This is a genomic window from Vibrio sp. B1ASS3, assembly GCF_905175355.1.
GTDB classification, from domain to species: domain Bacteria; phylum Pseudomonadota; class Gammaproteobacteria; order Enterobacterales; family Vibrionaceae; genus Vibrio; species Vibrio owensii.
Window position 1 is genome coordinate 673,350 of sequence record NZ_HG992743.1, and the last position, 21,824, is coordinate 695,173.

22 protein-coding genes and 1 pseudogene are annotated in these 21,824 nt (G+C 45.1%); 13 read left to right on the plus strand and 10 right to left on the minus strand.

Going from position 1 to position 21,824, the window contains the following annotated elements; genetic code table 11:
• The first annotated feature begins 107 nt into the window (after positions 1-107).
• The 3 genes from KJB05_RS21550 to secF all read left to right on the plus strand — a co-directional run bounded on the left by KJB05_RS21550 (position 108) and on the right by secF (position 3,499).
• Positions 108-587 carry a hypothetical protein gene (locus KJB05_RS21550; protein ID WP_039839760.1) on the plus strand — a complete coding sequence of 160 codons (480 nt, stop codon included), beginning with the start codon at positions 108-110 and terminating at the stop codon, positions 585-587.
• A 168-nt stretch (positions 588-755) separates the two neighbouring features.
• Positions 756-2,594: a protein translocase subunit SecD gene (gene secD, locus KJB05_RS21555; RefSeq protein WP_208444469.1), complete on the plus strand. Its 1,839-nt coding sequence runs from the start codon at positions 756-758 to the stop codon at positions 2,592-2,594.
• A 2-nt stretch (positions 2,595-2,596) separates the two neighbouring features.
• Positions 2,597-3,499, plus strand: coding sequence for a protein translocase subunit SecF (gene secF / locus KJB05_RS21560; protein WP_005442395.1), 903 nt, complete (start codon positions 2,597-2,599; stop codon positions 3,497-3,499).
• Positions 3,500-3,638: 139 nt separating this feature from the next.
• Here the strand turns inward: secF and KJB05_RS21565 are convergent, their stop codons facing one another.
• Both KJB05_RS21565 and KJB05_RS21570 read right to left on the minus strand, forming a co-directional pair.
• Positions 3,639-3,905: a hypothetical protein gene (locus tag KJB05_RS21565; protein ID WP_005435281.1), complete on the minus strand. Its 267-nt coding sequence runs from the start codon at positions 3,903-3,905 to the stop codon at positions 3,639-3,641.
• Positions 3,906-3,918: 13 nt separating this feature from the next.
• Positions 3,919-4,538 (minus strand): annotated as a pseudogene (locus KJB05_RS21570) (LysE family translocator).
• On the opposite strand from KJB05_RS21570, the gene KJB05_RS28905 reads away from it, so the two are divergent.
• The 5 genes from KJB05_RS28905 to phaC all read left to right on the plus strand — a co-directional run bounded on the left by KJB05_RS28905 (position 4,537) and on the right by phaC (position 9,486).
• The gene (locus KJB05_RS28905; protein WP_280528757.1) at positions 4,537-4,671 is read left to right on the plus strand and encodes a hypothetical protein; all 135 of its coding nucleotides are present in this window, start codon (positions 4,537-4,539) and stop codon (positions 4,669-4,671) included. The pseudogene KJB05_RS21570 and the gene KJB05_RS28905 overlap by 2 nt on opposite strands.
• A 620-nt stretch (positions 4,672-5,291) precedes the next feature.
• On the plus strand, positions 5,292-6,032 hold the full coding sequence (locus tag KJB05_RS21575) for an SDR family oxidoreductase (protein ID WP_005435287.1): 741 nt from the start codon (positions 5,292-5,294) through the stop codon (positions 6,030-6,032).
• Positions 6,033-6,043: 11 nt separating this feature from the next.
• On the plus strand, positions 6,044-7,252 hold the full coding sequence (locus KJB05_RS21580; RefSeq protein WP_009704755.1) for an acetyl-CoA C-acetyltransferase: 1,209 nt from the start codon (positions 6,044-6,046) through the stop codon (positions 7,250-7,252).
• 44 nt (positions 7,253-7,296) lie between these two features.
• A complete protein-coding gene (locus KJB05_RS21585; protein ID WP_005435289.1) occupies positions 7,297-7,644 on the plus strand; it encodes a phasin family protein in 348 nt (115 codons plus the stop codon).
• Positions 7,645-7,710: 66 nt separating this feature from the next.
• Positions 7,711-9,486 (plus strand): class I poly(R)-hydroxyalkanoic acid synthase, encoded by a 1,776-nt coding sequence (gene phaC / locus KJB05_RS21590; protein WP_009704754.1) that lies wholly within the window; start codon positions 7,711-7,713, stop codon positions 9,484-9,486.
• 282 nt (positions 9,487-9,768) lie between these two features.
• Here phaC and KJB05_RS21595 read toward each other — a convergent pair whose 3' ends face one another.
• The 6 genes from KJB05_RS21595 to napF form a co-directional block, all read right to left on the minus strand.
• Entirely contained in the window at positions 9,769-9,903 is a 135-nt protein-coding gene (locus KJB05_RS21595) for a TIGR02808 family protein (protein ID WP_009704753.1), read from the minus strand.
• Between the two features lie 15 nt (positions 9,904-9,918).
• Positions 9,919-10,497, minus strand: a complete 579-nt coding sequence (locus tag KJB05_RS21600; protein ID WP_005435291.1) for a NapC/NirT family cytochrome c — start codon at positions 10,495-10,497, stop codon at positions 9,919-9,921.
• A 28-nt stretch (positions 10,498-10,525) separates the two neighbouring features.
• The gene (locus KJB05_RS21605; protein ID WP_033005082.1) at positions 10,526-10,981 is read right to left on the minus strand and encodes a nitrate reductase cytochrome c-type subunit; all 456 of its coding nucleotides are present in this window, start codon (positions 10,979-10,981) and stop codon (positions 10,526-10,528) included.
• Positions 10,982-11,057: 76 nt separating this feature from the next.
• The gene (napA, locus tag KJB05_RS21610; protein WP_208444470.1) at positions 11,058-13,547 is read right to left on the minus strand and encodes a periplasmic nitrate reductase subunit alpha; all 2,490 of its coding nucleotides are present in this window, start codon (positions 13,545-13,547) and stop codon (positions 11,058-11,060) included.
• Complete coding sequence (locus KJB05_RS21615; RefSeq protein WP_005433349.1) at positions 13,544-13,852, minus strand: chaperone NapD; 309 nt, start codon at positions 13,850-13,852, stop codon at positions 13,544-13,546. The genes napA and KJB05_RS21615 overlap by 4 nt, the downstream gene beginning before the upstream one ends.
• A 43-nt stretch (positions 13,853-13,895) precedes the next feature.
• Positions 13,896-14,381, minus strand: coding sequence for a ferredoxin-type protein NapF (gene napF, locus KJB05_RS21620; RefSeq protein ID WP_009704750.1), 486 nt, complete (start codon positions 14,379-14,381; stop codon positions 13,896-13,898).
• A gap of 246 nt (positions 14,382-14,627) precedes the next feature.
• Here napF and narQ point away from each other — a divergent pair, with 246 nt between their 5' ends.
• Together narQ and KJB05_RS21630 are read left to right on the plus strand one after the other, a co-directional pair.
• The gene (gene narQ / locus KJB05_RS21625; protein ID WP_039988638.1) at positions 14,628-16,364 is read left to right on the plus strand and encodes a nitrate/nitrite two-component system sensor histidine kinase NarQ; all 1,737 of its coding nucleotides are present in this window, start codon (positions 14,628-14,630) and stop codon (positions 16,362-16,364) included.
• Positions 16,351-16,983, plus strand: coding sequence for a response regulator (locus KJB05_RS21630; RefSeq protein ID WP_009704748.1), 633 nt, complete (start codon positions 16,351-16,353; stop codon positions 16,981-16,983). The genes narQ and KJB05_RS21630 overlap by 14 nt, the downstream gene beginning before the upstream one ends.
• Positions 16,984-17,041: 58 nt before the next feature.
• Here KJB05_RS21630 and KJB05_RS21635 read toward each other — a convergent pair whose 3' ends face one another.
• Positions 17,042-17,215 (minus strand): hypothetical protein, encoded by a 174-nt coding sequence (locus tag KJB05_RS21635; protein WP_009704747.1) that lies wholly within the window; start codon positions 17,213-17,215, stop codon positions 17,042-17,044.
• Between the two features lie 263 nt (positions 17,216-17,478).
• On the opposite strand from KJB05_RS21635, the gene KJB05_RS21640 reads away from it, so the two are divergent.
• Together KJB05_RS21640 and pepT are read left to right on the plus strand one after the other, a co-directional pair.
• Entirely contained in the window at positions 17,479-18,339 is an 861-nt protein-coding gene (locus KJB05_RS21640) for a DUF6279 family lipoprotein (RefSeq protein WP_122069804.1), read from the plus strand.
• A gap of 192 nt (positions 18,340-18,531) precedes the next feature.
• Positions 18,532-19,761, plus strand: a complete 1,230-nt coding sequence (pepT, locus tag KJB05_RS21645; protein ID WP_009704745.1) for a peptidase T — start codon at positions 18,532-18,534, stop codon at positions 19,759-19,761.
• A gap of 120 nt (positions 19,762-19,881) precedes the next feature.
• Here pepT and KJB05_RS21650 read toward each other — a convergent pair whose 3' ends face one another.
• The gene (locus KJB05_RS21650) at positions 19,882-20,340 is read right to left on the minus strand and encodes a cytidine/deoxycytidylate deaminase family protein (protein ID WP_005435882.1); all 459 of its coding nucleotides are present in this window, start codon (positions 20,338-20,340) and stop codon (positions 19,882-19,884) included.
• A gap of 350 nt (positions 20,341-20,690) precedes the next feature.
• Here KJB05_RS21650 and vmeY point away from each other — a divergent pair, with 350 nt between their 5' ends.
• Positions 20,691-21,818, plus strand: a complete 1,128-nt coding sequence (vmeY, locus tag KJB05_RS21655) for an efflux RND transporter periplasmic adaptor subunit (protein WP_208444471.1) — start codon at positions 20,691-20,693, stop codon at positions 21,816-21,818.
• Positions 21,819-21,824 lie beyond the last annotated feature (6 nt).

The following is a 21,824-nucleotide window of genomic DNA, read 5'->3' on the forward strand; positions in this document are numbered from 1 at the left end:
TTGAAAACAGAGATTTATAACTTTTTAGTTGTTAAGTATAAGCAATAGGAATACTATCTCCGAGCTGAGTTGAAGAACTCGGCTCGTTTTGTTTTAAGTGAGCTATCATGCCTTGGATTTACGTTAGAAAACTGTTTTTGCTGCTTCTTGCAATGGCTTTGTCGCCAATGCAGGCGTCGGCTGCACAAACAGAACAAAAATCCTATTTGCCTCACTTTTCTAAACTGCAGCCTTTTACGGCGAGCAGCTCTGCGTCTAACTCTCCGGTTGATTTCTCTGAACTGACCGAAGAAAGCACGCAGTCTCCAGTTTCTGAAGGGCATGCGCTTCAAGATTCACTGGCCATCTTTAATTCTCAGCGTTGGACATCGCATCTGCGTGAGAATATCGACGATGAACACATTGATTTCATTGGCGATTTAAATGCGCCTTTCTACGCTGATGCTGGCTACGCTTATAGCCTAATGGACATCAGCTGGCGTCAAAACCAATCCGTATTTAATCACTTCGTTAGCGACCATCGTCTTTCCGGCTGGAAAGAAACCAATGCCATGTACGTCGCCCTCAATAGTCAGTTTTCTGCGTAAGCACCATCACTCTGCACATCTTGTGCGTTCTTAACACGACAACTCTTCGACAGAGCGATTGAAGCTCTGGGCATTCTGTACCTGCATTTTTAATCAGGTGAGCGTTTTTGTCGTGTCTTGAATCCAATTATTGAAAACTTCACTGTTTAGTGAAGGGATGATGTTTACATGAAGAAAACACCAAAACCACAAAAAACCAGAAAAGTGCTGAATCATTACTCAGCATGGAAATACGTCGTACTTATCACGACCATTATCATTTTAACTTTAAGTGCCATTCCAACTTGGTTTGGTGAGCAGCCTTCTATTCAGGTGACGTTTGCTGACCAAAAAAACAGCGCAATGTCTGTGGTTCAGTTAGACCAATTGCTGAAAACGCACCACATTCCTGCGTCTAAGATCATTGAGAAAGACGGCAAAACCACCATCGTTTTTGATGGTGAAGACGCACAAAGTAAAGCGCGTGCATTGCTTAACGAACAGCTAGACAAAGATGACAACATTACGTTCTCTTACGTTTCTGTTGCACCTGAGTGGTTGAACGAAATGGGCTTTAGCCCTATCAAACTTGGTCTTGACCTTCGCGGTGGTGTGCAGTTCCTTCTGAACGTAGATGTGAACAAAGCTTTCGAAGAACAACGTGATGCACTCGTTGATGAGATCAAAGCAAGCCTTCGTGAAGATCGTGTTCGTGGCGTTCAAGTTCGTGCAGAAGCGCATAACCACATCGCAGTAAACAGCGAAAACGAAGCGGGCCTAAAAGCGGCGAGCCAGTTCATTCGTCAGAATTACCCAGGTTGGACAATGACAAGTTCAGACCGTGGTTTTGAACTTCAACCAAGTGAACAGAACATCCAAGAGTTCCAAACCACGACACTTCAACAAAACTTGAAGATCATGCGTGGTCGTATCGAAGAGTTGGGTATTACTGAAGCGTTGGTACAACGCCAAGGTAAAGAGAGTATTCGTATTGAGCTTCCTGGTGTTCAAGATCCTGCTCAAGCGAAAAACGTTATCGGTGCAACAGCGAGTCTTGCGTTCTACGAAGTAAAAGACGCAGGCCAAGCACGCAGTAGCCAAGATCTCGTTCTGAAAGACAACGATGGCCGCACAGTAATCCTAACTAAACGTCCAGTACTAACGGGTGAGCACATTGTAAACGCGCGTGCGGGCGTTGATAAAATGGGCATGTCTGAAGTAAACATCTCTCTAGACCACGCGGGTGGTAAGAAGATGAGTGACTTCTCTGCAACACATATCGGCAAACCAATGGCGACCGTATACCGCGAGTACAAAACTGACGAACGTGGTATGACAGAGCGTAGTGAGCGCGTCATCAGTGTTGCAACTATCCAGTCTCAACTTGGTAGCCAATTCCGCATCACAGGTGCGGGCAGCATGGATGAAGCACAGCAACTTGCATTGCTTCTACGTGCGGGTTCTCTAACTGCGCCAGTAACCATTGTTGAAGAACGCACAATCGGTGCTTCTCTAGGTGCAGAAAACATCCAAAACGGTTTTGCTGCTCTAGCATTGGGTATGGGTCTAACACTGACATTTATGGCACTTTGGTACCGTCGTCTTGGTTGGGTTGCGAACGTGGCTTTGTGTGCAAACATGCTTTGCTTGCTTGGTCTAATCGCACTGCTTCCTGGTGCCGTGCTAACGCTTCCTGGTATTGCCGGTTTGGTTCTGACTGTCGGTATGGCGGTAGATACCAACGTAATCATCTTCGAGCGTATCAAAGATAAAATGCGTGAAGGTCGCAGTTTCGCTCAAGCGATCGACCTAGGCTTCGACAGTGCGTTCGCAACTATCCTTGATGCCAACATCACCACCATGATCACTGCTGTGATTCTATACGCGATTGGTAACGGTCCAATCCAAGGCTTTGCACTAACGCTAGGCTTGGGTCTGATGACCAGTATGTTTACTGGCGTATTCGCTTCTCGTGCAATGATCAATTTAATTTGGGGCCGCGATGGCCGTCGTGATGTGAGGGTTTAATCATGGTCGAAATGCTAAAACAAAATATCCGCAAGATTCGTTACTTCACGACTGTAGTATCGGTAATTCTAACGATTATTGCTCTGGTTGCTCTTGGTATGAAAGGGCTTAACCTAGGTCTAGACTTCACTGGCGGTATGGTTACTGAAGTGAAAGTCGATAAACAACTGACTAACCACGATCTGCTTAACGCACTTCAACCTAAGCTTGGTGAATCAACATCAGTAACACGCTCAGGTGAAGATGGCCGTTGGGTGATTCGCTACTCTGCGCCTGCAGAAGGTCAAACACTACCGAGCGTAGCTGATGTGCTGAAGCCTATTTCACACCAAGTGGATGTGGTGAGTAACAGCATCGTTGGTGCTCAAGTGGGTCAAGACCTGTTCGATCAAGGTGGTTTGGCACTATTAGTATCGGTACTAACGATTCTTGGTTACTTGTGTTTCCGCTTTGAATGGCGTCTGGCGAGTGGTTCTCTATTCGCATTAGCCCACGACGTTATCTTGGTATTAGGCTTCTTTGCGATTACCCAAATGGAGTTCAACCTAACGGTGTTTGCGGCGATTCTGGCCATCCTTGGTTACTCACTCAATGACTCGATCATCATCGCAGACCGTATTCGTGAATTGCTGGTGGCTAAGCAAAGTTGGAAAACAGAACAAATCAACGATGAAGCCGTACTGGCGACATTCTCTCGTACAATGGTGACATCAGGTACGACTCTGATCACTGTTGGGGCGTTGTGGATTATGGGTGGCTCGGCTCTGGCTGGCTTCTCAACAGCGATGTTTATTGGCGTACTTTCAGGTACGTGGTCATCCATCTCGATTGGTACAGTGCTTCCTGAATGGCTGAAGCTAGAACCAAAACACTACCTACCAGTAGAGATAGACACTGCACCATAATACTTGGTGTTTAAGGTAAAAGTGCTTGCGCCACTCGATTTGAGTGGCGCTTTTTTATCTAGAGAAACGAGAAACGAGAAACGAGAAACGAGAAACGAGAAACGAGAAACGAGAAACGAAATAGAAAATAGAAGAGGGGTTATTTCACTCGCATCAAGCGATGTTTGACTGCACCTAAATCAAACTCAATGATTTGCGAACGCTTCATTGATTCAACTTTGGTAAGCATCGCCTCTTTATACCCTTTCTTTTTCATCCATTGTAATGGCTCAGAAAAACTGTCTTCATTGACGACATAAGACTCGCCTTTATGTTCGCCCGCATAGACGTTGACAACCCACACTCGGGCCTGAAAATCCAACACTTCACCAATAGATTGCTTGAGCTTGTTTAAAATGTTCTTCATAGCTTTGGCTTTTCTAACTCATTAATAGCCATACACCCACACCCATCATCAAGGTGCCAGCGATTCGGTTCATTAAGCGTACGTTTTTTGATTGCCCCAGTAAACGCTTCAATCCTTTGCCGCCTGTTGCGTAAAGAGACATACAAATGAACTCGAACATCAAAATAATAGAAACCAGTATGACAAGCTGAGGTGCAAGAGCAGCACTCTGATCGATAAAAGGAGGCAGAAGAGAAATCATAAACGCCCAGCCCTTCGGGTTCGCGATAGCGGTAACAAAGCCCTGCAAGACCAAATCCCAGTTGCCGCTGGTAGGGACATCAACGTTCTCAACATTGATTGCGAGTTTGCCTCTTGAGCGCCACATTTCGATACCCAAGTAGAGTAGGTAACCACCACCAATCAATTTAAGTGCGGTAAATAACCAAGGGTAGTTAAGCATAATGGCTGCGATGCCGAGTACTGCTGCGACAGAAACGAGAGCAACACCAACTAATTCGCCTGCCATCATCCATAGAGTTCGTCGATATCCGACACTCATCCCTAGTGTTAGAGCAAGCGTCATGCACATCCCAGGCGTAATAGAGACAAAAAAGAGGTGGGGATGAACATGGTTAACAAGGCTGTATTCATGAATATTGATGATTGTATAAGTAAACAACTAGGCCACAAAGATAGTGCAAAAGGAGAAGAGATGCCACCTCTAAACAATCTTGAACGCGCCAGTATAGAGTTAACATTCAATTATTTAATAAAACTTAAATAGTAATTAAATGCATGCGACATATTAGTGCGACATTGCACCAAAGAATGACATTTATAAATAAGCGTGACTGATTGGAATTAAGATTAAAAGAATGTTTACTTGATATTTAATATTTTCCCAATAAACAAATTTATCACCAATTGACGCTTGTTTTAATAAATTAAATACTCAATAAAATGCTAACCAAATGATATATTTCATATTTATTAGTAAGTCGGTTAGAAGTATTGCTCCAATGATTTAATCGCAATTTATTACTTGATTGAAGAAGGATGATCTTAAACTCTTAGTCAATGTAACGCACATAAAAATGCGTGCAACTTACTGAATAAGCAGTGTTTTTTAAATTTAATAATGACATTGTAGTTAAGGTTTTTTCTTTTAAAACATGAGCTTATGTTGGGTTAACGTTTTTATAACATTTCATTGCGAGTGAGATCTAAATCAATCTTATGCAAATGAATGAGTTTTTTATTTGAAATGTAATATTTCTAGGTTAACTTAAAATAAAAGGCGGCAGAGGATTTGTTGCCACAAGAATAAATTAACACGTCAGTTGGCGATACATTTCGCCAGTGTCTTAATTCGCTTTTTTAATGCCGTTAAGAATGGAGTCTTCAATGAAGAAAGTCGCTTTGATCACTGGATCAAAAGGCGGAATTGGTTCTGCTATTTCCTCTCAATTAGTGAATGATGGTTATCGAGTAATAGCTACTTATTATACTGGTAATTATGAATGTGCTTTGGAATGGTTTAATGAAAAAGGGTTTACGAAAGATCAGGTACGCCTTTTTGAATTGGATGTCACCAACACAGCGCAATGTGCTGAAAAATTAGCACTTTTGCTTGAGGAAGAAGGAACCGTTGATGTCGTGATCAACAATGCAGGTATCACACGTGATGGCGTGTTTAAAAAGATGACTGCACAAGCTTGGAACGATGTAATCAACACCAACCTCAACAGCTTATTCAATGTCACACAGCCTTTATTCGCAACGATGTGCGAAAAGGGTGGTGGTCGCATCATTAACATCTCTTCTGTAAATGGCCTTAAAGGTCAGTTCGGTCAAGCCAACTACTCGGCGGCTAAGGCTGGCATGATTGGTTTCTCGAAAGCATTGGCATACGAAGGTGCTCGTTCTGGCGTAACCGTGAACGTGATTGCTCCGGGATACACGGGCACGCCAATGGTTGAACAGATGAAGCCGGAAGTGCTTGAGTCTATTACCAACCAAATTCCAATGAAGCGTTTAGCGACGCCTGAAGAAATTGCAGCATCAGTAAGCTTCTTAGTGAGTGATGCCGGCGCGTACATCACTGGCGAGACATTGTCGGTGAATGGCGGCCTATACATGAGCTAAGGAGTGGGATGATGGAAAAAGTATTTATCGTTGCAGCGAAACGCACACCTATCGGTGCGTTTGGCGGAAGCTTAAAAAACACATCAGCAGGCGATCTAGCTGCGGTTGCGATCAAAGGTGCTCTTGAGGCCGCATCCCTATCTGGCGAGAAAGTTGATGAGGTTATCGTTGGTAACGTTATTGCCGCAGGGCAAGGCATGGGGGTTGGGCGTCAAGCGGCATTGTTTGCTGGCATTCCAGAGTCAGTCCCTGCATACGGCGTCAACATGGTTTGCGGAAGTGGTATGAAAACCGTCATGGATGGTGTTTCTCATATTCGCAGTGGCGATGCAGAAATCGTTGTGGCAGCAGGTGTAGAAGTGATGTCACAAATCCCATTCATCGTGCCTAGCGTTGTACGTGATGGTAATAAGATGGGCAACATGGAGTTGAAAGATCTCCTCATTGCTGACGGTTTGACGGACGTTTACAACCAATACCACATGGGCGTAACCGCAGAAAATGTGGCTAAGGAAGTGGGCTTATCGCGTCAACAACAAGACGAATACGCACTTTCAAGCCAACAGAAAGCCGTGGCTGCGATTGAAGCGGGTAAGTTCAAAGATGAAATTGTCCCGGTAGAAGTCAAGCAGCGCCGCGAAACTGTTGTATTTGATACAGATGAATATCCAAAAGCGAACGCGACGCTAGAAGGTTTGAGCAAGCTACGTCCTGCGTTTGACCGTGAAGGTACAGTAACCGCAGGTAACGCTTCAGGTATCAACGACGGTGCAAGTGCCATTATTTTAGCATCAGAAAGCGCGGTTCAAGCGCATGGTCTGACGCCAATTGCTGAAGTGGTGAGCTACGCTCAATCCGGTTTGGATCCTAAGATTATGGGTCTTGGTCCTGTGGAATCAGTGAACAAGGCGCTGCAAAAAGCCGAACTGAAAACCAGCGACATTGATGTTTATGAACTGAATGAAGCCTTTGCTGCGCAAGCACTAGGTGTGATTCATAAACTGGCAGAAACCAACCAAGTACCAGTGAGCTCAATTCAAGATAAAGCCAACTTTAATGGTGGTGCTATCGCATTGGGCCACCCACTCGGTGCATCGGGTAACCGCATTCTGGTTACGCTAGTACACGAACTTCACAAACAAGACGGTCAGTACGGTGTTGCTTCACTTTGTGTAGGCGGCGGTATGGGCACGGCTGTGGTTGTAAAAGCAGTTAAGTAGTTATTTAAACGGACATTTTTAATTCTTTCTCTAGGAGATAAACCATGTACACTGATTTCTTCAAAACTTTTAGCGATCAAACTGAAAAGAATCTAGAACCATACTTGAAGTTCAACAAGCTAGTGACAAAGAACGTGGAAGTTCTTACTGAGCTTCAACTGAACGCAATCCGCACTTACAGTGAAGTTGGCCTAAACCAGATGAAAGCGGCGTCTGAAATCAAAGACGTGACTTCTCTAACCGCTTTCAACAGCCAACAGCTGGCTGTTCTTACTAAGCTTTCTCAGCAAATGATGGACGACAGCAACAAGCTGCAATCTATCGCGAAAGAATTCAAAGAAGACGTTGAGCAAATGACTTCGGAAAACCTAAAGACTGTTACTCCTGCGTAATACGTCCGCTTATCGCCGCCCGAGATCTTGGGCGGCGTTGTTTTTTCCGAATACAGGAGTAAGACTATGTTTCAACACTTCTTTTCGGACTATCTTGTAAAGCTTCAGGAAACCAATCATCAGTGGTGGCATGATTTCGAAGTGAACAAGGCAGTCGTGAATTCTCCTTTGAATAAGGCCATGCAAGAAGTGAACTTCGAAGATACTGCCAAACTATTCGAACAAGCGGCAAACCAGCCAGCAGCGATTCTAAAGCTGCAAGCCGAATGGTGGGAGCAACAGCTTCAAATATGGCAGAATGTGGCACTAGCGGGTAACCAAACACAAATTATCGAAGCAGAGAAGGGTGATAAGCGTTTCTCAAACGATGCTTGGCAACAAGAAGCTATGTACAGCTTCATCAAACAATCCTACTTATTGTTCAGCAAGACATACCTCGACACGCTCGATTCTATCGAAGGTCTTGATGAGAAGACGAAAGAGCGTATTACTTTCTTTTCTCGCCAAGCTATCAATGCACTCTCTCCTTCTAACTTTATCGCGACCAACCCAGAACTGCTTAAACTCACTCTTGAGCAAAATGGTGAAAACCTGCTGACAGGGCTGGAAAAGCTTAAAGAAGATGTTGAGTCGAGTGCCGATATTCTCAAAGTGCGCATGACCAACAATAATGCCTTCCGCGTGGGGGATGATGTTGCGACAACGCCGGGTGACGTCGTTTTCCAAAACGAACTGTTTGAGTTGATTCAATACCGTCCTTTGACAGAAAAAGTGAATGCAACGCCACTGTTGATCGTCCCGCCGTTTATCAACAAATACTACATCCTTGACCTAACGGCGAAGAACTCTATGGTTCGCTGGTTGCTAGAGCAAGGCCACAGCGTATTTATGATGTCTTGGCGTAATCCGGGTAAAGAGCAGGCTCACGTTGAGTTTGGCGATTACGTAACGGAAGGCGTGGCGAAAGCGGTCACGGCGATTGAAGACATTACAGGCCAAGAGCAGATCAACGCAGCGGGTTATTGCATTGGTGGTACGGTTCTGGCGAGCACGGTTGCGTACTATGCGGCGAAGCGTATGAAGAAGCGCATTAAGTCGGCGACCTTCTTTACCACGCTACTGGACTTCTCTCAGCCGGGCGAAGTAGGGGCGTACATCAACGATACCATCATTAGTGCAATTGAGACGCAAAACAACGCGAAAGGTTACATGGATGGTCGCTCTCTTAGCGTGACGTTCAGTTTGTTGCGTGAGAACAGCTTGTACTGGAACTACTACGTTGATAACTACCTCAAAGGCAACAGCCCTGTAGACTTTGACCTTCTGTACTGGAATAGCGACAGCACCAATGTGAGTGCAGCTTCTCACAATTTCCTATTGCGTGAACTCTATCTAGAGAACAAGCTCGTTCAAGACAAGGGCGTGAAGATCGGTGGCGTCTGGATCGACCTGAATAAGATTAAGATCCCGAGCTACTTTGTATCGACCAAAGAAGACCATATCGCATTGTGGCAGGGTACATATCGCGGCGCACTAAACACAGGTGGCAACAAGACCTTTGTGTTAGGCGAGTCTGGTCATATCGCGGGCATCGTTAACCATCCTGCTAAAAACAAGTATGGTTACTGGTTGAACGACAACCTTGATGACTCTGCTGATGAATGGTTTAACAACGCTAATCATCAGGAAGGCTCTTGGTGGACGCATTGGCATCAATGGCTGTTGCAATTCAACCCAGAAGAGCAAGTGGAGCCGTTCCCAGTGGGTTCAGAGCAGAATCCTGTGATTGAAGACGCTCCGGGTCAGTACGTAAGACAAGTATTGCCAATCAAAGAGTCCTAAGCTGCTCCTCACAGCAGTCTCATTTGGCGGCCTACCATGGTCGCCTTTTTTGTTTCTGGCGTACCTCAAGGAAGCCGAGGAGGCTTAGTGAGGGAGGGAGTGAAGCACGGGAGCCTGAGTCGTGGTAATGAGAGCTTGAGTCGGTGGGAGATTGAAAATAGAACTTCTTAGATCGTTTTCAGCGCAATTGAATTGTCAGAACCACAAAGAAAAAACGCCAAGCAATTGCTTGGCGTTTTCCGTCAACAAAATAGGCAAAAATGTCGACTGATTCGAGGCAGATTAAACCTCTTTATCCTTACCTAGTGAGAGTAGCCATAGAGAGACTGCTGCTACTCCGACAAAGCCGGAAAGAATAATGACTGGCATTGCACTGTACCCAAGGAAATGCCAGATAAAGGATTCAAGATTACTCATTGTCTTTGTTTCTCCTTATTGCCAGCCTTCAACGCCGTGCATGTCAGGCAGTTTGTGTGCGATACCTTTGTGACAGTCTACACACGTTTTCTCGCCTGAAGCCAGAGCGGTTGAGTGTTGTTCAGCTGCACGTTTACCCTGTTGAGAGTAATCCATGAAGTCGAACTCGTGACAGTTACGACACTCAAGTGAGTCGTTTTTCTTCATTCGTGCCCATTCGCGTTCTGCTAAGTGCTCACGACGTGCTTGGAATTTCTCCGGCGTGTCGATCGTCTTCGTTACGAAGTGCGCAAACAGCTCTTTAGATGCCTGAACTTTACGAACGATTTTATCAGTCCATTCGTGTGGTACGTGACAGTCTGAACAGATTGCACGAACACCAGAGCGGTTCGAGTAGTGAATCGTTTCTTGAATTTCAGCAACGATTGGAGCGTGACAGCCAGAACAGAACTCTTCTGTGTTGGTTGCTTCCATACCCGTGTTGAACGCGCCCCAAAATAGAAGACCACCAGTAAAGCCTAAGAATAAAACGATACCAGCGGCAGCTTTACTCGGGCTCGACAGTCTCTTCCAAAACGCTTTAAGTATTTTCATAAGTAACCTCTTAGTACTCGCGTTTCAATTACTGAAGCGAATCGACTGCCTTAAACTCGTTTTCCACTAGTGGAGTAGCACTTGTTTGTGGAACGTGACATTGCAAACAGAAGTAACGACGTGGCGACATATCTGCCAGTACCGCGTCTTCACGGTTAACGTAGTGCGTTACACTGATTTTGGTAGCGCCTGCGTCTTTAGCATTTTTCCAGCTGTGACATGCTAGACATTTGTTTGCGTTCAAAGACACTTCGTAGTTACGGATGCTATGTGGGATCAGCGGCGGCTGATATACAAAGCTGTCTGCAACGATTTGGTCTTTTGGAAAGTCTTTGAAATCATCTGCTGGACGCGTGTCTTCAAGTTGTGCAGTACCACGTAGCGAGTCTAGACCGCCTGTGCCACCCGGATTGTCCAACTCAGCTTGTGCAACGCCTGTCAACAAAGCACCTACAGATAAAAGTGCGATAAGGTATTTTTTCATCATTTCATCTCCGCCTTATGGCTTAAATTCTTTTTAGGCCGCCGAGTAGACGGCCATTGCATTCGTTATTTGACGGTTAAGCGACTTTGGTGATTTTGACTGGACACTTCTTAAAGTCTGTCTGTTTTGACAGTGGGTCAGTCGCATCAAGGATCAACTTGTTAATCAAAATACGGGCATCAAAGAACGGTACGAATACCAAGCCTTCAGGTGGACGGTTACGGCCGCGAGTTTCAACGCGAACGCGTACTTCACCACGTTTGTTTGCAATCAGAACTTCTTCACCGCGACGAACGTTACGTTTCTTCGCATCCGCAGGGTGCATGTAAACCACCGCGTCAGGAACCGCTTTGTAAAGCTCTGGTACACGACGAGTCATAGTACCTGTGTGCCAGTGCTCAAGAACACGGCCAGTACATAGCCATAGGTCAAACTCTTCGTTTGGCACTTCTGGTGGCGCTTCGTATGGTGCAGAGATGATCTTCGCTCTACCATCAGCGTTGCCGTAGAAGTCCCAACCTGAACCAGCTTTCGCGTACGGGTCAGAGCCTTCTTTAAAGCGCCATTGTGTTTCTTTGCCATCAACAACCGGCCAACGTAGACCACGTACTGTGTGGTAAACATCGTATGGTGCTAAGTCGTGACCGTGACCACGACCAAACGTTGCGTACTCTTCGAACAGACCTTTCTGTACGTAGTAGCCGAAGTGGTGAGCGTCATCGTTCATCTCACGCGCTTCTTCGATAGGGAACTTGTCGACTTGACCGTTCTTGAACAGCATGTCGTACATTGTCTTACCGCGGTATTCAGGTGCTTTTGCAAGTAGCTCTTCTGGCCACACTTCTTCCATCTTGAAGCGTTTTGCAAATTCCATTACCTGCCATAGGTCAGATTTCGCATCGCCGATAGTCTCAACTTGTTGGTACCAAGCTTGAGTACGACGCTCTGCGTTACCGTAAGCACCTTCTTTCTCAATCCACATTGCTGTAGGAAGGATAAGGTCAGCGGCTTGCGCTGTTGCTGTTGGGTATGGGTCAGATACAACGATAAAGTTTTCTGGGTTACGGTAACCAGGAAGACGTTCAGTGTTGATGTTCGGACCTGCTTGCATGTTGTTGTTACATTGAACCCAGTAACAGTTCAGAACGCCGTCATGCAACATACGGTCTTGAAGTACTGCGTGAAAGCCAGGTTTTGGTGGAATAGTACCTTCTGGTAGTTTCCAGATGTCTTCTGCGATCTTACGGTGTTTAGGGTTAGCAACCACCATGTCTGCTGGTAGACGGTGAGCAAACGTACCAACCTCACGAGCCGTACCACACGCTGATGGCTGACCTGTTAGTGAGAATGGGCTGTTACCCGGAGTCGCAATCTTACCGGTTAGTAGGTGGATGTTGTAAACCAAGTTGTTCATCCATACACCACGAGTATGTTGGTTCATACCCATCGTCCATAGAGACATTACTTTCGTGTTTGGATCCGCGTATTGCTTCGCAAGCTCAATCAGTTTTTCTTTCTCTACACCAGAGATTTCAGATGCCTTCTCTACTGTGTATGGTGCAACTGACTTCTTGTACTCTTCGAAAGAGATAGAAGTTAGCTTACCAGAGTTCGGGTTCTTCGCTGCTTTTTGTAGCGGATCATCGTCACGTAGACCGTAACCGATGTCAGTATCTGCTTGAGTGAAGTTCGTGTGCTTGTTCACGAAGTCCCAGTTTACTGCATCGTTTTCGATGATGTAGTTTGCGATGAAGTTAGCAATCGCAAGGTCAGACTGAGGATTGAAAATGTAGCCGTGGTCTGCCAACTCAAATGAACGGTGGTAGTAAGTAGAAAGCACGTTCACTTTAACGTGAGGGTGGCTTAGGCGACGGTCAGTAATACGAGTCCAAAGAACTGGGTGCATTTCTGCCATGTTTGAACCCCAAAGAACGAAGGCATCTGCGTTCTCGAAGTCATCGTAACAACCCATTGGTTCATCGATACCAAATGCACGCATGAAGCCTACTACTGCAGACGCCATACAGTGACGTGCGTTCGGGTCGATGTTGTTAGAACGGAAACCCGCCTTCATCATTTTAGCGGCAGCGTAACCTTCCATTACGGTCCATTGACCAGAACCAAACATACCGATGCTTGTTGGGCCTTTTTTCTCTAGAGACGCTTTCCATTTCTCAGCCATGATGTCGAAAGCCGCATCCCAAGATACAGGAGTGAATTCGCCATCTTTGTTGTATTTGCCATCTTTCATTCGTAGAAGAGGCTGAGTCAGACGGTCTTGACCGTACATGATCTTAGAAAGGAAGTAACCTTTGATACAGTTAAGGCCTTTGTTTACTGGTGCTTCAGGGTCACCCTGAGTTGCTACCACTTTGCCGTTTTGTGTACCAACAAGAACAGAACAGCCTGTACCACAGAAACGACAAGGCGCTTTGTCCCATGTGATTTTAGTTTGATCAGAGCTTGCAATCAGATTGGTTGCAGAAGCCGGTAGTGTAATACCTGCGACAGCAGCAGCTGATGCAGCCGCGTTTGCTTTCACAAACGCACGTCTTGTCATTTTCATACTTCACCCTCGATTTGGGAATGTTGTGTTCCAGTGTCTTTTTCTTCCGTTTCTTCAAGCCCAGTTTCGATTTGGTGATAAACCAGTACTGTGCTCAAGACATTCGGTAAATTATTAATCGCATCGATAGTGTCGGTGATGAAACCTTGGTTCTCAGTTTCTAGCACCACCACGATTTTGCCTTCTGGGCTGTCACCGTAGATTTCCGCGTTTTCGTACGCTTCAATCTGGGTTTTGACCTCAGCCAGATGTTCAGGCAGAACATGGACTACCAGACTCGAAATGTGCACTTCGTTTAGTGACATACATCTCTCTCGTTTTATCGCCTTTCGCGCCGACCACTAACGGCTAGGCTGTTATATTGCTCACATTGATGGATGAAGTAGGGCACACTGAAACACAGGCGCCGCAGCCGTTACACTCATCAAGGTCTAAATTTGGTTGTGCTACTTTGCCAAGTTCTAACTTGAACTGGATTGCCATCGGGTCGCACATGTCCCCACAGCTTCGGCATTCGACATTTTGTTTTGCTAAACAGCTTTCGTTGATGCTTGCTTTTGCGTGCCACGGTTGTTCAGCTTCTGCTAAGAATAGCGGCTCTGGACAAGCTTCAGCGCACTGGTAACAAAACGTGCATTCATCAATCGAAAAATCGACCGCAGGAAATCCGCCGTCGCTTTTGGTTATAATCTTAGTTTCACAAGCCTCGATGCATTTACCGCAACGAGTGCAATCGTCTGTGAATTGAGTCGGCTTAGCTAACCAAGGAAGACGTACCGAATTATCTGGCTGCGCTTTACGTGCAAAAAGTCTTCTTCTAGAAAGGTCTACCACTTAGTCACCTCGGAAATTGAAACCCAAACTAAGCATAGTCCACAATTTCATTAATAAACTGTCATTTAAGTACACGAAATTGTAGTTTTTGACATATATCTATAAATACCTCTTAGGGGGTAATTAGGACGCAATATTGTTTTGGATCAATAAATTCCGTCGCAGGTGATCACATATTGATAAAGTTGAAAGATAATACGTGTTGTATAAAGACAAACATGGTTATCAAATGAGCGGAGTTCAGAGTTGTTTAAAAATGTGAAAAAGTCAGTAACGCGCACGATTGCGTCTGCCATGATGTTGATTTTGCTTCTTTCTGTCGCAACCACTGGCTTTGCTATTTTCACTCTTGCGTCGAGCTTAAATGATGCAGAGGCCGTCAACGTTTCTGGCTCTATGCGAATGCAGAGCTATCGCTTAGCCCATGATATTCAAAGTGAATCTGTCGATTATTCTTCACATATTGATTTATTTGAGCAGTCCATTTATTCCCACTCGATGCTCGCACTGCAACATTGGTCGGTCCCAGAAGATATTACAAAAGATTACTATCGATTGATTCTTCGCTGGCACGAGCTGAAAACCGTATTAAAGAGCCAAGACAGAGATCAGTATTTGGTGTTAGTGGCTGGTTTTGTTCAACAAATTGATGGTTTCGTGTTTAAGCTACAGAACTATTCTGAACAAAAACTGATTAACTTAGCGTGGATTGGTGGATTAGGGCTTGGCGGGATCTTGTGCGTGAGCATGTTTGTTGTGCACTTTGTGAGGCTAGAAGTTGTAAGACCATTACGCGCACTAGTGTTTGCCAGTGAGCAGATCCAGAACCGTTCTTTTGACGTGTCACTGAATGTGTCGAGTGACAATGAAATGGGCATTTTAACTCGAACTTTCAATCGGATGGCGACTGATTTAGGGAAGTTATATCGAGGGTTGGAGCTGGCGGTGGATGAGAAAACGCGCAAGCTTCAACATGCAAACCAAACACTCCAAGTGCTGTACGATTCATCAAAAGAATTGACCGCTTCTCGTATTCATCAAGAAAATTTCCAAGCGATTTTACAACATATTGCAAGTTTGGAAGGAATTCGTGCTGTTAAGCTCGAAATTGATCAAATTGGGGAACCAAATTGGATTCTTACGGAAGGGGAAGAGTGTCGTCATGAGTGTGACAGTGAATGCCACAGTAAGCCGCTTACTTTAGATGGCGAGCATCTTGGCTTCTTGCATTGGAAAGTAGGGCTACCTTGCCCAAATGAGTCCCTTATTGATAACTTTGTTCAAATCTTATCTCGTGCGGTATATTACAACCGAGCGCAACGACAAGCCGAGCAATTATTGCTGATGGAAGAGCGTGCCACCATTGCTCGCGAGCTTCATGATTCATTGGCTCAAGCCTTGTCTTATCTGAAGATTCAAGTGTCGCTGTTAAAGCGCAGTGTGAAGAACATCCCTGATGAGAAAGCGATCGCGCAAACTAATCAAGTGATTGCTGAATTAGATACCGGGCTTTCAGCGGCCTACACCCAGTTACGTGAATTGCTGACTACATTCCGTCTCACGATAAAAGAGGGCAGTTTTGGTCAGGCACTTCAAGAGATGGTTTCGACGCTAGACGATCAAACGGCGGCTGAAATCTCTCTCAATAACAAGCTCTCTTCAACAGAATTAGATGCGCACCAACAAGTACATCTACTACAGTTGATCAGAGAAGCGACAATTAATGCGATCAAGCACGCTCAAGCTAAAAATATTGAGATTCAATGTCTTGATTCTGAAGGGACAGTCACAGTGACGGTCACCGATGATGGTATAGGCTTTGAGCAACAAGATGAAAAATTAAATCATTACGGTATGAGCATCATGCAAGAGCGTGCGGCAAGGTTGCACGCCGACCTCAGAATAGAGGCAGCGAAGAATAGTGGCTGTATCGTAAGACTAGAATTCCAACATAGTAAGGAAGTAAACATTGACAGTGTGTAAAGTAATGCTGGTGGATGATCACCCACTCATGAGACGTGGTATTCATCAGCTTCTCAGTTTCGAGCCAGAGTTTGAAGTGGTTGCAGAGGCGAGCAGCGGCGCAGATGCGGTTGCTAAAGCTCACGAACTAGAACTGGATTTGGTACTTCTTGATCTGAACATGAAGGGCATGTCGGGCCTAGATACGCTGAAAGCGCTGCGCGCGGACGGTTGTGAAGCGCGTATTGTTATCCTTACGGTATCGGATAGCCCTGCGGACATCGAAGCGATCGTGCGAAGTGGTGCAGATGGTTACTTGTTGAAAGATACCGAGCCAGATGAGTTGGTTGAACTACTAAAACAAGCACACGAGGGTGACAAGGCATACAGCCAAGCCGTTGCTAAATATCTGAACGAACGTGAAGGGCAAGAAGACGTGTTTGACACGCTTACTGACCGAGAAACGCAGATTTTGCAAGAGGTCGCACGTGGCTTCCGTAATAAGCAGATTGCAGATCGTCTGTTTATCTCTGAGTCAACGGTGAAAGTGCACATGAAGAGCTTGTTGAAAAAGCTCAAAGTGCCTTCTCGCACCGCCGCGACTGTGCTTTACCTAGAGCGTTTTGGCGAAATTAAATAACCGCCCAAAGCTAAACGCATATTAAGCACAAAAAAACCGCCAATCACTGGCGGTTTTTTTATTTGTCTGGGCGAATCGAATACAAATCACTGTTATGCTTGCCGCACTCCAAGTAGTAATGATGTGCCGCGTTTTTATCTTCCGCGACGACTCTCATACTGTGCATTTTCCCCTGTTCAAAGTAACGAATTTCGTACTCTACACTCGTATCAAGTTGCTCAGCAGCAGCCATGCTACGCCTCCATAAACTATCCTGATGTTATTGATGCAAATTATATGCCATATAAGGAACGCCGTTTCGTTCAAGTTTTGGTCGATAATTGCGCACTAACTCACTTTTTTGCGAATAGTTGTGATAAAAAAGTTAATTTCAAACTCTATATACTACATGAGTGGCAATGTCACTTTGCCGTACTGACGAAAGTTTGCCGCAATAATAAGTGATTAAGATTGAGTATAGAACTTAATCAATGGAAAAGGGAATATGGATCGGTGATGAAATTAAAAAGTTTATCTAATAACGCGGTTCGATACGGATGTATTTTGATATCTATTCTGGTACTCGCTGGCTGCGCGAAAAAGTTCTTATACAGCAATATTGATTGGGTCGTGATTGAATATTTGGATGACTACGTCTCATTAGATGGTGAGCAAGAAGCTCTGTTGGAAGAACGTATCTTATTATTGGCGGATTGGCATAAAGAAGAGGAATTACCCTTATATATCGATCACTTAAAACAATTAGAATCTCTGAATAAAGACAACGTGACACTAGAGTCATTGCAAGCCAACCGAGATCAAATGCGAGACCATTACCAACGTCTTGTCTCGAAAGCCGCGCCAGACCTGTTCTCGTTGAGTATGCAGTTAGACAGTAAGCAAGAATCGGAGTTCGTCGATAGCGTAAAAGAGCGTTACAAAGAACGAGATGAAAAATACGCAGGGAAAACGGAACAAGAGCTGAGAGAAATTGTCTTAGAGAATACAGAAGAGTGGATGGAAGAATGGTTAGGTAAATTATCTAGTAAGCAAAAAGCACGTGCTAAACAGCTTTCTCAAGATGTGATAATTAATAGCCCATTATGGCGTGATTACCGTTCCTCTATAATTCAGGAATTAGAGTATCTTTTCGAAAATAAAAACAATAGCGTGGTTTACCAGCAGGTATTCATGCAGCTCCTGTTTGAGCCGGAAAGTTATTATAGTGATCAACTGACCAAGAATATTGATCATAATATCGCTCTAACGGATCAATTCACCCTAGATATTTCTCAAACAATGAGTGATAAACAGTGGCGACATTTCCACGGAAAAATCCGCGAATGGCGTGAACTTGCTGAAGACTTATTGAATTAATTCTCGATAAAACAATCCCTTAATGTGAGTGCTGATGTGGCGTGTCAGTACTTTCTGATGAAAAACTGATTCAAAGCAAATTCTTATTGTGGCATGAGCGTAACATGGCTTGTCGAACCATGTTGGATAGGATCCTCGCACACCTTACATCCTTGTGCGTGGCATCCTTCGCTCAAAACAATGAGAATAATTATGAAGCATTTAGTTGAAAGATTTCTTCGCTACGTCACGTTCGATACTCAATCTAATCCCCACGAATCAGCTTGCCCGAGCAGCGGCGGGCAACTTGTATTTGCTCAGCAGCTTAAAAAAGAAATGATTGAACTTGGTTTAAGCAATGTGACCTTGAGTGACAATGGCTACCTAATGGCTAAGCTGCCATCTAACGTTGATTATGATGTGCCAGCAATTGGTTTTATCGCACACATGGACACGGCTCCTGATGCTTCAGGTAAGAACGTAAAACCACAGTTTATTGAAGACTACCAAGGTGGCGATATCGCACTTGGTCTAGGTGATGAAGTGCTTTCTCCGGTGCAGTATCCAGATTTGCACGAACTTCATGGCCACAACCTGATTACCACAGATGGCACAACGCTTCTTGGTGCTGACAACAAAGCGGGCATTGCAGAGATTCTCTCTGCGGTAGCGATGTTGATTGAAAACCCAGAAATCCCACATGGTGACATCTGTATTGGTTTTACTCCAGACGAAGAAATTGGCCGTGGTGCTGATTTGTTTGATGTTGAGAAATTTGGTGCTGAGTGGGCTTACACCATCGACGGTGGTCCGCAAGGTGAGTTGGAATACGAGAACTTCAACGCAACCAGTGCAGACGTTATCTTCCATGGCGTGAGCGTTCACCCAGGCACAGCAAAAGGTAAATTGGTTAATGCAATGAACTTGGCGGCTAAATTCCAAGTGCAAATGCCAGAAGATCAAACGCCAGAAACCACAGAAGGCTATGAAGGCTTCTTCCACCTAAAATCTGGTGAGCTTGGTGTTGCTCGCAGTGAGCTAGGTTACATCATCCGTGACTTCGACCGTGAAGGTCTGGAAAACCGCAAAGCCTTTATGCAGAAGCTCGTTGATGACATGAACGCAGGCTTGAAACACGGTTCGGTTGAGTTGAAGTTAACTGACAGCTATTACAACATGCGTGAAATGGTTGAGCCATACCCTCACATCATCGACTTAGCGAAGCAAGCGATGGAAGCGTGCGATGTTGAACCTCTGATTAAGCCAATTCGCGGTGGTACAGATGGTGCGCGTTTATCGTTCATGGGCTTGCCTTGTCCAAACATCTTCACAGGAGGTTACAACTTCCACGGTATCCATGAGTTTATCTCTGTGGAGATGATGGAGAAGTCGGTACAAGTGATCGTCAAAATTGCAGAACTAACGGCGAAGAAACACGGTTAATCATACAGCTGGTTGACCTAACCATTTAGACAAACAAAAGCCCAGACGCGTGTCTGGGCTTTTTCATTTGTCTTTCGAGCTATGGTTGTCTGAGTGTTCAAACAAAAGCTCAGTGATAACTTAGCGAACGCTTTTCTCTTCGATTTCGCTGATTGGTAGCCAGTTCACTTCCACACCTGCTTGGTCGAACATGTCTTGGCTCACTTGAATCTTGTCGCCCCAGCGAGATAAGAAATCTTCAGATTGTTCAGGACAGCTAACACGCGCAATACCTGTTTGAATGATTTTCGCAGCACAGTTCGGGCAAGGGAAGTGGGTAACCCAAATATCACAACCGTCTAAATCGCGTTTAGAGAACAAAATCGCGTTCTCTTCAGCGTGCAACGTTTTTAGATACTTCAGTTCACGTTCATCTGTATCCACACTGTCGGAAACACCGTGTGGGTAGCCGTTAAAGCCAACAGAGACAATGCGATTGTTTTTAGTGATTACCGCGCCAACTTGTGTTGATGGATCTTTACTCCAAGACGCCACAAGCTCAGCCATTTGGTAAAAACGTTTCTCCCATTTAGAAATCATAGTAATCCTCTCGGTCGAAAGCTTTGAATTACTTGCATGATAACGCATTTTGTTTAAAAAAATAGTCAAATCATACGCTGCGCTGACGAAGTTTTCGTTTTACTAGGTTATCGGCCTATCATTGTGCAAATAACCTCCGTTCTCTAACCCACAACATTTACACGACTTTCATTGCGATTCGAGCACAGGATCGCAACAAATATAGCCTGCTAATTACGATGTTTGCGAGTCGTTTCATTGGCTTACACTTTGATACACTTTCCCCGGTTTCCTTTAAAGTTTTCGGACAAAGCACCCTGTAAGGTTAGGGTATTGTCAAACGAATCCTGTTCTATAAAGACGGTATATACATGCAAAAGAAACCACTCGTCGCATTAATGGCGGCAACAGCTATCCTCGCAGGATGCGGAGAAGCAAACAATGCCCAGAAGGGGGGCCAAGCTCCTCTTGTTGTGACTCAAGGTGTCACAATTATCGACTACCAGCCGAGCAAATCTTATATCGGTCGCATTGAAGCAGTAGAAGATACAAATATCACGGCACAAGTCTCTGGCTATCTTGAAGCTCGCCATTTTGATGAAGGTCAAATGGTCGAGAAAGGACAACTGCTTTACTCCATCGAGCCTTCTTCTTTCGAAGCGCAAGTGGCGAGTGCAAAAGCGGCCTTGGCTCAAGCTAAAGCTGCCTTGAAGAAAGCGGAACTTGACCACGAACGAGGTAAGAACTTGTTGCCACGCGGCAGTATTTCTCAATCTGAATTTGATGCGTTAACTGCAACTCTTCTTGGCGCGCGTGCCGAGTTAGAAGCGGCAAACGCTCAGCTTAAGCTTGCAGAAGTAAACCTTTCTTACACGCAAATTCGTGCGCCATTCAGCGGCCGCATCAGCGACAGTAAAGTAAGTACGGGTGACCTGCTTTCTCCTTCTTCTGGCATTCTGACAACGCTTGTTAGCTTAGACCCAGTGCATACTTCATTCAGCGTTAGTGAACGTGAGCGTTTAACGCTTGGTATGGACCGCATCAAGGGTGACGGCAGTGATGAGTCGAGTGGTGTAGAAGTTCAACTTGAACTGGAAAACGGTGAGTACTTTGAGCACCTAGGTCAGTTAGACTTCTTGGGCAACCGTATCAATACCCAAACCGGTACGATTGCGATGCGCGCACTGGTACCAAACCCAGAACAACAACTGCTTCCTGGTCAGCACATTAAAGTGAATCTACGAGATAAGAACGCGAAAGACGTTATCGTGATCCCTCGTCGTGCGGTACAAACTGACCTAGAGGGCGATTTCGCAATGGTGATGACTGAAGGCAATGTTGCAGAGCGTCGCAACGTAAAACTTGGTCCTCAAGTAGAGCAGGGCATCATCATCAATGAAGGTTTGGAACAAGACGACACTGTGATTACACAGGGTCTGCAACGTGTACGTAACGGTGTAGAAGTGCGCATTCAATCTCCTGCTGAAGACAAGCAGTAGGAGGCG

Bases quoted from the DNA above. Each gene is read 5' to 3' on its own strand.
- KJB05_RS21550 (WP_039839760.1), top strand. From the start codon at position 108: ATGCCTTGGATTTACGTTAGAAAACTGTTTTTGCTGCTTCTTGCAATG.
- secD (WP_208444469.1), top strand. From the start codon at position 756: ATGAAGAAAACACCAAAACCACAAAAAACCAGAAAAGTGCTGAATCAT.
- secF (WP_005442395.1), top strand. From the start codon at position 2,597: ATGGTCGAAATGCTAAAACAAAATATCCGCAAGATTCGTTACTTCACG.
- KJB05_RS21565 (WP_005435281.1), bottom strand. From the start codon at position 3,905: ATGAAGAACATTTTAAACAAGCTCAAGCAATCTATTGGTGAAGTGTTG.
- KJB05_RS28905 (WP_280528757.1), top strand. From the start codon at position 4,537: ATGAATATTGATGATTGTATAAGTAAACAACTAGGCCACAAAGATAGT.
- KJB05_RS21575 (WP_005435287.1), top strand. From the start codon at position 5,292: ATGAAGAAAGTCGCTTTGATCACTGGATCAAAAGGCGGAATTGGTTCT.
- KJB05_RS21580 (WP_009704755.1), top strand. From the start codon at position 6,044: ATGGAAAAAGTATTTATCGTTGCAGCGAAACGCACACCTATCGGTGCG.
- KJB05_RS21585 (WP_005435289.1), top strand. From the start codon at position 7,297: ATGTACACTGATTTCTTCAAAACTTTTAGCGATCAAACTGAAAAGAAT.
- phaC (WP_009704754.1), top strand. From the start codon at position 7,711: ATGTTTCAACACTTCTTTTCGGACTATCTTGTAAAGCTTCAGGAAACC.
- KJB05_RS21595 (WP_009704753.1), bottom strand. From the start codon at position 9,903: ATGAGTAATCTTGAATCCTTTATCTGGCATTTCCTTGGGTACAGTGCA.
- KJB05_RS21600 (WP_005435291.1), bottom strand. From the start codon at position 10,497: ATGAAAATACTTAAAGCGTTTTGGAAGAGACTGTCGAGCCCGAGTAAA.
- KJB05_RS21605 (WP_033005082.1), bottom strand. From the start codon at position 10,981: ATGAAAAAATACCTTATCGCACTTTTATCTGTAGGTGCTTTGTTGACA.
- napA (WP_208444470.1), bottom strand. From the start codon at position 13,547: ATGAAAATGACAAGACGTGCGTTTGTGAAAGCAAACGCGGCTGCATCA.
- KJB05_RS21615 (WP_005433349.1), bottom strand. From the start codon at position 13,852: ATGTCACTAAACGAAGTGCACATTTCGAGTCTGGTAGTCCATGTTCTG.
- KJB05_RS21635 (WP_009704747.1), bottom strand. From the start codon at position 17,215: ATGGCTGCTGCTGAGCAACTTGATACGAGTGTAGAGTACGAAATTCGT.
- KJB05_RS21640 (WP_122069804.1), top strand. From the start codon at position 17,479: ATGAAATTAAAAAGTTTATCTAATAACGCGGTTCGATACGGATGTATT.
- pepT (WP_009704745.1), top strand. From the start codon at position 18,532: ATGAAGCATTTAGTTGAAAGATTTCTTCGCTACGTCACGTTCGATACT.
- KJB05_RS21650 (WP_005435882.1), bottom strand. From the start codon at position 20,340: ATGATTTCTAAATGGGAGAAACGTTTTTACCAAATGGCTGAGCTTGTG.
- vmeY (WP_208444471.1), top strand. From the start codon at position 20,691: ATGCAAAAGAAACCACTCGTCGCATTAATGGCGGCAACAGCTATCCTC.